Source organism: Paenibacillus sp. PvP094, assembly GCF_040546835.1.
In the GTDB taxonomy this organism is placed as follows: domain Bacteria; phylum Bacillota; class Bacilli; order Paenibacillales; family Paenibacillaceae; genus Paenibacillus; species Paenibacillus illinoisensis.
The window spans coordinates 4,807,640-4,820,279 of the sequence record NZ_JBEPOM010000001.1; the positions used below are offsets into that span (position 1 = coordinate 4,807,640).

A 12,640-nucleotide genomic window follows, 5' to 3' on the forward strand; every position below is an offset into this window, starting at 1 on the left:
GCCGTGTTATATTGTTGGTGCTGGACGCGAAGGACATTCCATTTTAAGGGGGAGCATCCATTTGGGTAAAAAAATGGTCATGGTGGCAATGATGCTGTTGCTCGCATTCACGAGCGCCTGCAGCGACGCGGGCGACAAGGATGAAACGGCGGAAAATAATACTACGCCTGGCGTTGTAGAAGAAGGGCCGGCAGATCCATTCGGCAAGTACGACCAGACGATTACACTAAGGTATGGCAAAGAGGTCGATCCAACAGACAAAAGTTTGCCTGCCGGGGACACACCGGAGAACAACCAGTATTCACGTTATGTGAAGGACAATCTGAATATTGATACTAAAGTCACCTGGCAAGCGGCGACCGGAACGAACTATGAGCAGAAAGTTAACCTCGCGATTTCAAGCAACGATTTACCCGATGCACTCGTGGTCAAGGATACCCAGCTGCGGGCGATGGTGAAGGCGGGCCAGCTGGAAGACCTGACCGATGCATTTAATCGATATGCTTCACCAGCCATGAAGAGTTATATGGAGAAAACAAACGGTGTGTCTGCCGAGGCGGTAACATTTGACGGGAAAATGTACGCTATCCCTAGTATACAAGTACACTCCGATGGTGTTCACCAAATGTGGATACGCAAGGACTGGCTCGACAAGCTGGGACTTGAACCGCCCCAAACGATGGAGGAACTGGAGAATGTAGCGAAAGCATTCGTGGAACAAGATCCGGACGGCAACGGCAAGAACGATACGATTGGGATTGCAGGACAGCAGAACGGCGGCCGATTATATGCGAATTTCCTGGAATCAACGAATAACACGTATGGACTTGATCCAATCTTCGGGGCTTACAAGGCTTATCCTGGTTACTGGTTAAAAGACGATGCTGGCAACCCGGTCTACGGCTCCATTCTGCCAGAAACGAAGGAAGCGCTCGCCAAACTGCGCGACATGTATGCGAATGGGCTAATCGACAAGGAACTCGGCATTCGCAAAGCCGCGTCCGAGCCCGTAGTCAACGGTAATGCTGGTATTTTCTTCGCACCATGGTGGATGGGATATGGACCTCTTCCCGATGCGATTAAAAACGATCCAAACGCCAACTGGCAGGCATACTTGCTGCCGCTGGATGCTGATGGACAATTTAATGCTCATATGGGCGCTCCTTCTACCGTATTCGTTGTTGTGCGCAAAGGATATGAGCATCCCGAAGCGGTCATCAAAATGCTGAATCTGCTCATTCGGGATGAATCGAAGTTTGATATCTCTGTGCCTGTAGGTCACTATCCGCTGCGTGTACCGATGTCTTATATGGATGAGAGCGAATATTCAGCGAAAGCTTTGCAAGAAGTACTTGCTGGCACGAAAAAAACCGGAAGACTTCACCGATCCAGGCTACAAACTGCTTGCTGCAGACATTCAGAACGTCAAAAAGGTGAAGAAAGAGCCGTATGACAATATGGACATCCAGTATTGGGACCCTCAGGCAGACCTTGGTGTATGGAGCCGCATCTATTCACTCTTGGTCGGATCATCGTCCTTGCAGCAGGATTACAACAAGGTATACAGCTTGCTCTATTCCCAAACCCGCACGATGGAAAGCCGCTGGTCGAATCTGAAAAAGCTGGAGGATGAAACCTTCCTGAAGATCATTATGGGGGCTGCACCTCTGGATACGTTCGATACGTTCGTCAGCGACTGGAAAAAGCAAGGCGGGGACAAAATCACCGAGGAAGTGAAGGAGTACGTCAAGTAGAAGCTGTCCAGAGCGCCGGGGGTCAGTCATCCGGCGCTTCTTCCTGAGAAGATCAGGGATGGGAGATTGCAGAGGAGGAACACCGGATGCGAAACCGAAGTTTCATCAAACATTATTACATCATGCTGCTGCCCGGAATGGTGTGGCTGCTGTTCATCAGCATCATTCCCATGTTCGGGATTGCCATTGCCTTTCAGGACTTTAACCCGGGCCAGGGCATTTGGAAATCGACCTGGATTGGGCTGGAGAACTTCGAATATATGTTTAGCCTGAACGATACCAAGACCATTTTCTTCAATACCATGTACATTGCCGTCATGAAAATAGCAGGTAACCTGATTGTGCCGTTAGTCTTTGCGATCATGCTGAATGAACTGCGTCTTATGGTGGTTAAGCGCTGGGTTCAAACGATCGTGTACCTTCCGCATTTTTTGTCCTGGGTGATCCTGTCAGGCATATTGCTCGATGTGTTTTCGTACACGGGTCCGGTCAACGGATTACTGAACATCGTGGGGATTGAACCGGTGTTGTTCTTCGCCCGTGCAGACTTGTTCCCATTTATTGTCGTCGGCAGCGATGTATGGAAGGAGTTCGGCTTCAACACGATCATCTACTTGGCTGCACTCACGGGCATCAGTCCATCCTTGTACGAAGCGGCTTCGATTGACGGAGCAACCCGGATGCGGAGAATATGGCATGTAACACTGCCTGGCTTGCGAACCACGATTGTACTCTTGGCGGTGTTAAGCCTTGGGAACGTACTGAACGCAGGCTTTGACCAGATTTTCAACCTGTACAACCCGCTGCTCTATTCCACGGGTGACATTATCGATACTTGGGTATACCGCGAAGGATTGCTGAACATGCAGTACGGACTTGCAACCGCAGTTGGTTTGCTGAAGTCGATAGTCAGTTTTGTGCTCATTATCGTTTCGTATCTGCTGGCTTCGAAGTTCGCCAATTACCGTATATTCTGATAAGGAGAAGGAGTCGAGCGAGATGATTAGAGAAACAACGCTGCGATCCAGGGTGTTTGATGTCACGCTTCTGGTTGTGCTGCTCCTGATTGCATTCCTGTGCATACTGCCCCTCTGGTATACGCTGGCCGTGTCCTTAAGCGAAAAATCAGCGGCGGCTGCCGGAAAAGTATGGTTATGGCCCGTTGGCTTCAACTTCAATTCATATCAACAAATTATCGGCGACCGTTCCTTTTTTAATTCCTTCTGGATTTCCATTCAGCGGGTTGTGCTTGGTGCAACAATCACGTTTGTGGTGACAACGATGATGGCTTATCCGCTCTCAAGAAGCCCGCGAGAATTCCGTATGCGGAATGTATTCATGTGGATTCTTGTGTTCACGCTGCTGTTCAACGGCGGCCTGATTCCATGGTACATGACGGTGAAGGCGATAGGTCTATATGATACCATCTGGGCACTTGTTCTTGGCGGGGGAGTGCCGGTATTTAACGTCATTCTGATCGTGAACTATTTCCGTAATCTGCCCAAGGAACTGGACGAGGCTGCGCTCGTGGACGGGGCCGGGCCTTGGCGAATGTTAATCACCATTTATGTACCGCTGGCCGTACCGGTACTGGCTACTGTCACATTGTTCACCATCGTCTACCATTGGAATGAGTTCTTCCATGGATTGGTGCTGACTTCAGGGCAGGATCATTATCCGCTGCAAACGTTAATCCAGCAATTCGTTGTGGTCATCGACGCGTCGAACATGACGGAAGACCAGTATAAACGCATGAACGAGTTGTCTAATCAAACTTTAAATGCAGCCAAAATTTTCATTGCCATGCTTCCTGTACTTATTGTCTATCCATTCCTGCAGCGCTTTTTCATTCACGGTATTACACTGGGTTCGGTGAAGGAGTAGCTGCATAGGACATAGCCTAAGAACAAAAGAATAGCGTGACTGAATAGGTCTGTAGTCGATTTCGTCGGGTACGGACCTATTTTTATTTAAGCGTTCAGTTAACTCAAGCTGCTACGAACCAAAATTCACTTTTCATTTAGGCTGTCTCCGAATAGTGAATGTGGAGTCGTGAAATTAACAACCCGTTTACATGAACATGAAACAAAAGAAATATTTCTGCTTTAACATGTAAGATGACTAACGAGGGAATGAGGACTGAATCATGAAGAACTATCCGATCATCGCCTCCATTACGGTAGATGAACAGATTGCACAGGCTATAGCAAGCGATGTGAAGCGAGTTATTCTGATGACAGGAAACATTACGAATCTTGGCTCCATCATAGACAGGTTGCATCAGAGCGGCAAACAGGCCTATGTACATACCGAGATGGTATCCGGGATTGGACGGGATGCCTCGGCCATTCAATATCTTGCCGATGTGTTTAGAGTTGATGGTATCGTGACAACGAAGAGTAATGCAGTTTCTGCGGCAAAGCAAGCAGGCATACTGAGCATTCAGCGCATATTTGCCATTGATTCAGCAGCCATTGAGACTGCAGTGCGAATGATTAAGAGCTATAAGCCTGATGAGGTTGAATTGATGCCGGGGCTTATGCCGCGAGTCATTCAAGAGCTTAATGAACGAATCACACAGCCATTGATCGTTGGTGGACTGATTCGACATGAGGAAGAGATACAGCAGGCCCTAAAGAGTGGGGCAGATTTTGTTTCGATTGGCCATGAGAAATTCTGGGCTTAATTTCATACATTTATCCTTGGGTGGAGACGACGAGAAAACCCGGTGGTAAGTAAATCAATACAACCTTGATGTTGAAGGAGGGTGATTTGCTGCTGGGTTTTTTGTGTTGTCCAAAAAAATACAACAGGAGGTAATGGAGCATGATCATTCAAGGAGTTGCTCATCGAGGCTATCCCAAGAAATATCCTGAAAATACGTTGTCTTCCTTTTTAAAAGCAGTGGAACTTGGGTTCACCCATCTCGAACTGGATGTACATCTAAGCAAAGATGGTATCCCGGTTGTCATTCATGATCATACGGTTGACCGCATGACGAATGGAACAGGTAGGGTAGCTGATTATTCAGCTTCGGAGCTGCAATCGTTCCACATAGAACAAGATGAGCACATACCAACCCTAGAAGAGGTGCTTCGAGCTTTGAAGGGGAACATTGGGCTTAACATCGAGCTTAAGCAGATGGGTACTTATTATCCTCAGCTCGAGGAGAAGGTACTTGAAGTGATTAAGGAATTCAACATGCTGGATCAGGTCGTCATTACGTCATTTGATTTTGATGCCTTGGAGAGAATCAGACAATTATCTAGTGAGGTACGTATTGGTCTGATTACCTTTGGTTGTTCGAAGGCTATTCTTGACTGGTCTGTAGAGATGGGAGCGACGTTCTTGTCTATGCACTACGCTTTTGTAACCGAGCAATATATTCATCGATGTCAAGAGCTGGGGATTCAATTGATGGCCTGGACAATTAACGAGACTTCCATCATGAAGAAATTTCAAGATTATCCGTCTGTGTGGGTCTGTACAGACGAGCTCGAATCCTTCATGGATGTGTTGGAGCTGCCCAGCTCAGTATGAGTGGGCAAGGGTAAGGTTATGGAAAATGTGTATGATTACGATGCGTATTGCTTCGATCTAGACGGAACGATTTATGTTAGCCAGATGATCCTTCCTGGCGTAAACAGCTTCATTAGCAGCTTGAGATCACAAGGCAAGCGTCTGTTGTTCTTAACGAATACTCCCGTACATACCAGGGAGGATTGCTACAAGAGGCTGCTGAGTCTGGGTGTACCATGCGAGCTTGACGAAATTCTGACCGCGGGATACGTGTCAGGGATGTATTTTGCAGAGTATGCGCCTAATGCCAGAGTACTGGTTGTAGGTGAGGAGGCTTTGCGGAGTGAACTTCGAGCGATCGGGATCACAATGACGGAAGATCCAACTCAATCAACGCATGTATTAGTCGGAATGGATCGGCAGTTCCATTACGACAAGCTTCATTTGGCGGCAAAAGCAGTTCGTCATGGAGCAGTTCTCATGGCAACGAATCCGGACAGCTGCTGTCCCGTTCAGGGAGATATCATTCCGGATACCGGCTCGATTCTAAGCTCGATTGAGGCAGCCAGCCAGCAGAAAACATCCGTCGTGATGGGTAAACCCTCCCGTTACTATGCAGAGAAGGCAATCCAGCTCTTGAATGTGAACAACAGCAGATGCCTTATGATAGGCGATCGGTTGGAGACCGATATTTTATTTGGTCAACAGAATGGAATGAAGACGGCTCTTGTGCTTACAGGTATCTCCTCAAGAGAGGATATCGAGGAAACAGGGATTATTCCGGACTATATATGGTCTTCTTTCAATGAATGCATCATGGAGCAGGATAGCCAATCCAAGCACTCAATGGTGCTGCAAATGAAGAGAATTTAAATAGCAGTAAGTTCTGAAAAATAATGGAGGTGGAGTTCATGCGTTTAGCGTTACTTGGTGATTATCACTATTCATGCATGAGTCACGGAACGGAAGAGATGAAAGCTGCGAGAGTTCGAGCTTATGAACATATGCTCCAGGCTTTTTTGGAGGTAGAGGCGGACTTTCATATCTCTATTGGCGATTTGACGCATGAAGGAACGGCTCAGGAATTCAGATCGATGTTCTCCTTCCTTTCCAGGAGTGAACGGAACTTCATTCATGTGCTTGGCAATCATGACACGTATTCGATACCGAAGCATGAAATCTCCAAATTAACAGGTCAAGATCGCTATCGGGCGATTGACACGCCTCATGCCAGGCTGATTTTTCTGGATACAACCCAGGAGATGAATCCTGCAGATTGGGGAGGGGAGCTGGACGAAGAGCAGCTGACATGGCTCGAAGAAGAGCTTAACAATTCACTTGATAAGCAAGTACTTCTCTTTGGGCACCATCCGGTATTTGATACCACTGCACGCTCGACGATTGATAAGTTGTACATTCGTCCACAGGATGAACTGAAGAGCATATTCAATAGTCGACCGGAAGGCGGCATCTATTTTTGCGGACATAATCACATCAACTCCATTGTGAAGCAGGGGAAGTGGCACTATGTTCAGACCGCAGCTTGCCTGGACGTGCCGGCATACCGTGTGATCGAAGTCCATGAGGGCCAGGTAGAGATAACTCACCATCCGATACAGGATGCGGGTCTCCTCGCTGATATTCAGAGCTTTTGCTGTGATATGCCAGGCTTCGGCCCTGTCGTGGGTGCATTAGGAGAAAAAAGCGACCTTATTTTATCGGTTCAATTCGCATCGGCCGCTCAATAAATGAAAGAGGAGGGAAGCTCATGGCACAAATTGTGCTGAAGCAGATTGAAAAAAGCTTCAAGCAGGATAAAGTCATAGCGGGTCTGGATCTGACCATTGAGGATGGTTCCTTTACGGTATTGGTCGGCCCCTCTGGCTGTGGAAAATCGACGACACTCCGCATGATCGCAGGGCTCGAGAAAGAAACGGGCGGAGAAATTTGGATCGGAGATCAATGTGTCAATGGTGTAGAACCAGGCAAGCGCAATGTGGCCATGGTATTCCAGAACTATGCATTATATCCGATGATGACTGTCAAGGAGAACATCGAATTCGGACTCGTAAATCGCAAGGTCCCCCGGCCCGAACGAGAGCGCCTCGTTAAAGAAATCACGGAGGTTGTCGGTCTGGCAGAGTATCTGCACAAGAAGCCGCAAGCTCTGTCTGGAGGTCAGCGCCAGCGGGTTGCCTTGGCTCGGGCCATGGTGAAGAGTCCTGCGGTCTTTCTGATGGACGAGCCATTGTCGAATCTCGATGCCAAGCTTCGTCATCAAATGCGTACGGAGTTAATTCAGCTTCACAAACGGCTGGGCGCAACCTTTGTCTTTGTTACACATGATCAGGTTGAGGCAATGTCGATGGGAGATCGCATCGTCATCATGAACAAAGGACTGATTCAACAAGCAGATGGTCCGATGAAAATCTACGACGATCCCGATAATGTGTTCACAGCTCAGTTTATCGGTACACCGCCGATGAATGTCATTGATCGTGAACGTATCCTGCCATACTTGAATGGGCAGCTGCATGACAACATTGGGCAGGTTGGTTTTAGACCGGAGAAAGCAACGATGACGCTTGAGAACCGGCCGCAGTCCGGACTTGTTCATTTCCCGGGCCGGATCATGACACGTGAGACACTAGGTGCAGAAATCATCTATCAACTGGAATCCGCGCTTGGATTTGTGTCTGTGAAGAGTTTTTTGAAGCCATTGGAGACAGCTTCCGAGGTGAACATCACGATCTCCATGCAGGACCTGTACTACTTTGATCGGGACGGAGTCCGTGCTCGTCAGCATGAGAGATCCGAAGAGAGAGAGCTCATTGTCCTGGGAGGGAAATATTCATGACCGTTTGGTCCAAATTTCGTCCCTATGTCATGGTGGCTCCCTCAATCGTCATATTTTCAATCTTTTTCATCTATCCGATCTTTTATATGATCTTCCTGAGCTTTTATAACTGGGACTTCATTAATCCGGTCAAGGAGTTTGTAGGCTTCAACAACTTTGTCGAGTTATTTAAGGATCGTGCCTTTCTTCAGGTCCTGAGCAATTCCTTGAACTATACGCTTCTTTCCGTATCCTTATCCATTGTAATTTCACTGCTGCTAGCCATATGGCTGAACCGGGAAGGCGCATGGTATGGGTTTGTACAGGGGGCATTATTCAGTCCACATATTGTTTCTCTTGTATCTGTATCCCTGGTGTGGATGTGGTTGATGGATCCCAAGTTCGGTTTGCTTAACGGTTTACTGGACATGGTTGGCTTGCCCAAGCTGGAGTGGCTCAGCAGCCCAGACAGTTCATTACTGTCACTTGTCCTTGTTTCGGTCTGGAAGGGCGTGGGTTATAACGCGCTTATCTTCATCGCTGGACTTCAAAGTATTCCCAAGGATGTGTATGAAGCTTCAGCTCTGGACGAGGCCAATTGGTGGCGGAAGTTCTACAAGATTACGCTGCCGATGCTATCACCGACCCTTTTCTTCTTAATTATCATTAATCTGATCAGTTCGTTCCAGGTATTTGAAACCATAGCCATCATGACTAACGGAGGTCCGATCAATTCAACGAACACACTCGTCTTTTACATTTATGAGTACGGATTCCGCTACTTCAAGATCGGTTACGCTTCGGCTGCGGGAGTTATCCTGCTTGTTGTCGTTGGTTTGCTTACATTAGTCTACTTCAAGCTGCTAAGCCGCAAGGTTCACTACCAATAGAAAGGAGAAGGGAAATATCATGGCAAGTAAGTCAATTCTGCGTACTCTGAACGTCACGGCCACGATCGTACTGGTTGCGATTTTTGCTATCCCTTTTCTATGGATGATCTCAACATCCTTGAAGTCGTATCCGGAGACCGTGATCTTTCCCCCCAAATGGATCCCCTCTAAGGTGATGTGGAGCAATTTCCAGGCGGCATGGGAATCTGGACCTTTCTTGAAATATTTAATGAACAGTGTTGTTGTATCCATCAGTATCCTTCTTCTTCAATTTACGACCATTATATTGGCAGCTTATGCGTTTGCCAGATACTCCTTCAAAGGAGACAAGCTGTTATTTGGAATTACGATGGTCACTTTAATGATTCCGGGTCAGCTCATCTTTTTGCCAGTGTATTTGTTACTCAGCAAGTGGGGACTCATTAACAATTTGCTGGCACTTATTCTGCCCTTCGCTTCCAGCGCCTTTGGGATCTTCATGCTCAGGCAGTCATTCAAGCAGGTACAGGAAGAACTCATTGAAGCTGCACGGCTTGACCAGACGCCTGAATGGAAGATCATCCTTAGGATTATGGTGCCGATGGCCCGTCCAACGCTGGTAACCTTTGCATTATTCAGTTTCATTGCACACTGGAATGATTATTTTTGGCCGCTAGTGATGACGACCTCTGATGCAGCCAGAACACTTCCGATTGGGATTTCCAAGCTTCGCGAGGTGGACGGAGGGGCGGCATGGCACATTTTGATGGCTGGAAACATGATTTTGGTCGTTCCGATTCTGATTGTTTTCTTATTTGGACAAAGGCAAATTATTAAAGCATTTGTTTATTCGGGTGTGAAATAATTCAATCCATCATTCATAGGAGGGTTTATCCATGAAAAAGTTTGGTTCACTTTTGTTAGCAGGAACTCTTGCACTTGCTTTGGCTGGTTGTGGTGATTCCAATTCTGCGGGTTCAACCGATAATGCTGCTGCTTCTGGGAGTTCGAATGGCACGGCGAATAAACCGGTAGAGATTACATATTGGTACTCATGGGGGGACAAAATCGCCGAGAACAATGAGAACCTGGTGAAAATGTTTAATGAATCCCAGGATGAAGTGATTGTGAAGGCAGAATATCAGGGATCGTATGCAGATCAGCATTCCAAGGCACAGGCTGCTTTTGCAGCAGGCAATGCTCCCGAAGTATGGCAAAATGAAATTGCTTCGGTTGGTGTATTTGCCGAATCCGGCATGACGCAGGAGTTGACTTCTTTTGTAGAGAAGGATCAGCTTGATATGGATGATTTCATTCCAGGTCTGATGGGAAATTCCTACGTGAATGACAAGCTGTATGCTCTGCCTTATTTACGCAGTACACCTATCCTGTACTTAAACCGTACGATGCTGGAGGAGGCAGGACTTGATCCTGCTGGACCGAAGAATTGGACTGAATTTGAAGATTATGCACGCAAGCTAACGATTAAGGATCAGCGCTATGGCATCTCGATGCCTGTCGATATTTGGTTCTATGAAGCTTTTGTAAGACAGAGCGGAGGAACGATGATTAGTGAGGATGGGAAAAGTGCTGCTTTCAATAATGAAACGGGAATTGAACCTGTGAAGTTGTGGCTGAAGATGAAGGATGAAGGCATCATGAGCATCGGTACAACGGATGATGCGGGTACGCAAGCCAAGACGGATTTCCACAATCAGCGTTCAGCGATGCTGTTCGCTTCCACTGCAGATTTAACCAATAATATGAAGGTTGCAGAAGAGCAGGGCTTTGAACTTGGAACAACATTTATGCCTGCGAATGATACGTTTGGTGTGCCAACGGGTGGTGCCAACCTGGTTATGACCTCTGGCCTGTCCCCCGAAAAGCAGGAAGCGGCCTGGAAGTTTATAAAGTGGATGACCTCGAAAGAGCAAACGATCTATGCGAGCTCCTTTACGGGATATTTACCTAGCCGGATCAGCGCGGTGGAAAGTGATGAAATGAAGAAGCTCTATGAAGAAAAGCCGCTGTTCAAAGTAGCGGTAGACCAACTGGAATATGCAGGTCCTCGTCCGATGCAGAAGGTTTATCCTGAAATTGGTGAGATGATTAAGGATGAGATTCTTCGTGCGGTTGTTGATTCGTCCGTTACGGCAGAGGCAGCTATAGCCGAAGCAGTGAAGAAGGCAGATGCCTTGTTGAGTAAGTAGAACAATGATGATAGCGCAAAGGGGTTAGACGGTAATTTCCGCTAGCCCCTTAGTTTTGTCCATGGGACATGGGAGATATCTGCTGGGCACTTCGTGCCGAGGGATAAAACACAGCCCAATGCAGGTGGAGCGCATTTACTAGCTGCGTTAATTTAGCGATTTGATCGCTAGTTTAGGTCCTTATTGTCTCCATGGGAATTGCAGTGAGCTTAGTGTCACTATACATCTTACAGGTGCAGTGCCTTCTTTTGGACTTGTTCACACTCCGTTCATACTGTCGTCACGAAGCGGACATCTTGCTTGATTACACTTGGAATATGTCGCCAAGGCGGCGCTTCACAAGCAGAGACAGGAGAAGATGAACGTGGTAAAAACGGTGGAAATACAAACAACGGGAATGAAGAGACGTAAGAAACGAAACTTATGGTTGAAAATCATTGGAGGAATTGTTGGGGTCCTTGTACTGTTCATGGGCGTCGTATTCGTCGTTAATGCTATAAGTAACGGAGTCGAGAAAAAGAAAATCGAACCCTATGGCCAGTATGTCCATGTAGATGGGAAAAAAATGAATGTATATATTCAGGGAGACGGCGAACAGACCATCGTCCTTCTTCCGGGGCAGGGTACTCCGTCGCCTGTACTTGATTTCAAATTATTGATTGATGAATTGTCTCCCGATTACAGAGTCGTGGCCATTGAACCTTTCGGTTATGGATTAAGTGACGAAACGGAAAAAGAGAGAACAACAGAGAATATTATCCGTGAATATCACGAAGCTGTGCAGCAGCTTGGTATTGACCGTTACATTCTGATGGGGCATTCAATTACAGGACTTTATGGAGTATCCTATGTGAACACGTATCCGGATGAAGTTATTGCTTTTGTCGGCATAGACAGCAGTGTTCCCAATCAACCTGGCATGGATGTCCAATTGCCTCTGGGATTGATGCAGTTCCTTCAGGATTCAGGTTGGATGAGATTAATTAAAGCAGTGAGTGGCGATCCTTATGCATCCCTTGATTTCGAAGAACATACCAAAGAACAGATGAACTTGATTTCGAATCAGGTCGCGACCAATCCAACGATGTTGGATGAGCTACGGCATCTCGGTTCCAATTTCAAAAATGGAGAACATCTCAGCTATCCTCGTGATCTGCCAGTACTTCTCTTTGTTCAATCAAATAATGAGCAAAATCAGCAGTGGATTCCGCTGCATGAGGAGCAAGCCAAACAATCTGCACAGGGTAAAATGATCCCAATGGAGGGGGCACATTACCTGCATCATACGAAATTCAAAGAAATTGCCCAGGAATTCAAAGAATACATGAAGGAAATAAAGTAGTATGGTAAATTTTAAACTGCGGTACCGGATTCGGTGCCGTGGTTTGTTTTTTGTTCTGCGTTTGCAGATACCCATGGCTAATGGGGAACTGTATCAAAGTCGAAAAAACG

Annotated in this window: 13 protein-coding genes; all 13 read left to right on the forward strand. The window is 46.9% G+C overall.

Annotation, left to right across the window (positions count from 1 at the left end):
• The first annotated feature begins 61 nt into the window (after nucleotides 1-61).
• The 13 genes from ABIC22_RS22070 to ABIC22_RS22130 all read left to right on the forward strand — a co-directional run bounded on the left by ABIC22_RS22070 (nucleotide 62) and on the right by ABIC22_RS22130 (nucleotide 12,530).
• Nucleotides 62-1,453, forward strand: a complete 1,392-nt coding sequence (locus tag ABIC22_RS22070; protein ID WP_354483786.1) for an extracellular solute-binding protein — start codon at nucleotides 62-64, stop codon at nucleotides 1,451-1,453.
• Entirely contained in the window at nucleotides 1,434-1,754 is a 321-nt protein-coding gene (locus ABIC22_RS22075; RefSeq protein WP_354483788.1) for a hypothetical protein, read from the forward strand. Before ABIC22_RS22070 ends, ABIC22_RS22075 begins: the two co-directional genes overlap by 20 nt.
• 86 nt (nucleotides 1,755-1,840) lie before the next feature.
• On the forward strand, nucleotides 1,841-2,731 hold the full coding sequence (locus ABIC22_RS22080) for an ABC transporter permease (RefSeq protein WP_354483789.1): 891 nt from the start codon (nucleotides 1,841-1,843) through the stop codon (nucleotides 2,729-2,731).
• A gap of 22 nt (nucleotides 2,732-2,753) precedes the next feature.
• Nucleotides 2,754-3,638 carry a carbohydrate ABC transporter permease gene (locus tag ABIC22_RS22085; RefSeq protein WP_095286647.1) on the forward strand — a complete coding sequence of 295 codons (885 nt, stop codon included), beginning with the start codon at nucleotides 2,754-2,756 and terminating at the stop codon, nucleotides 3,636-3,638.
• A gap of 262 nt (nucleotides 3,639-3,900) precedes the next feature.
• The gene (locus tag ABIC22_RS22090; RefSeq protein ID WP_354483791.1) at nucleotides 3,901-4,440 is read left to right on the forward strand and encodes a glycerol-3-phosphate responsive antiterminator; all 540 of its coding nucleotides are present in this window, start codon (nucleotides 3,901-3,903) and stop codon (nucleotides 4,438-4,440) included.
• A gap of 140 nt (nucleotides 4,441-4,580) precedes the next feature.
• Entirely contained in the window at nucleotides 4,581-5,294 is a 714-nt protein-coding gene (locus ABIC22_RS22095) for a glycerophosphodiester phosphodiesterase (RefSeq protein ID WP_354483793.1), read from the forward strand.
• An 18-nt stretch (nucleotides 5,295-5,312) separates the two neighbouring features.
• Nucleotides 5,313-6,146 (forward strand): HAD-IIA family hydrolase, encoded by an 834-nt coding sequence (locus ABIC22_RS22100; RefSeq protein ID WP_354483795.1) that lies wholly within the window; start codon nucleotides 5,313-5,315, stop codon nucleotides 6,144-6,146.
• 38 nt (nucleotides 6,147-6,184) lie between these two features.
• Nucleotides 6,185-7,021, forward strand: coding sequence for a metallophosphoesterase family protein (locus ABIC22_RS22105; RefSeq protein ID WP_354483797.1), 837 nt, complete (start codon nucleotides 6,185-6,187; stop codon nucleotides 7,019-7,021).
• Nucleotides 7,022-7,041: 20 nt separating this feature from the next.
• Complete coding sequence (locus tag ABIC22_RS22110) at nucleotides 7,042-8,130, forward strand: ABC transporter ATP-binding protein (protein ID WP_354483799.1); 1,089 nt, start codon at nucleotides 7,042-7,044, stop codon at nucleotides 8,128-8,130.
• Nucleotides 8,127-8,999 carry a carbohydrate ABC transporter permease gene (locus ABIC22_RS22115; RefSeq protein WP_154893990.1) on the forward strand — a complete coding sequence of 291 codons (873 nt, stop codon included), beginning with the start codon at nucleotides 8,127-8,129 and terminating at the stop codon, nucleotides 8,997-8,999. Before ABIC22_RS22110 ends, ABIC22_RS22115 begins: the two co-directional genes overlap by 4 nt.
• Before the next feature lie 19 nt (nucleotides 9,000-9,018).
• Nucleotides 9,019-9,843: a carbohydrate ABC transporter permease gene (locus ABIC22_RS22120; RefSeq protein ID WP_127536890.1), complete on the forward strand. Its 825-nt coding sequence runs from the start codon at nucleotides 9,019-9,021 to the stop codon at nucleotides 9,841-9,843.
• A gap of 31 nt (nucleotides 9,844-9,874) precedes the next feature.
• A complete protein-coding gene (locus tag ABIC22_RS22125; protein ID WP_354483801.1) occupies nucleotides 9,875-11,188 on the forward strand; it encodes an ABC transporter substrate-binding protein in 1,314 nt (437 codons plus the stop codon).
• Nucleotides 11,189-11,546: 358 nt separating this feature from the next.
• Nucleotides 11,547-12,530: an alpha/beta hydrolase gene (locus ABIC22_RS22130; protein ID WP_354483803.1), complete on the forward strand. Its 984-nt coding sequence runs from the start codon at nucleotides 11,547-11,549 to the stop codon at nucleotides 12,528-12,530.
• The last annotated feature ends 110 nt before the right edge of the window (nucleotides 12,531-12,640 follow it).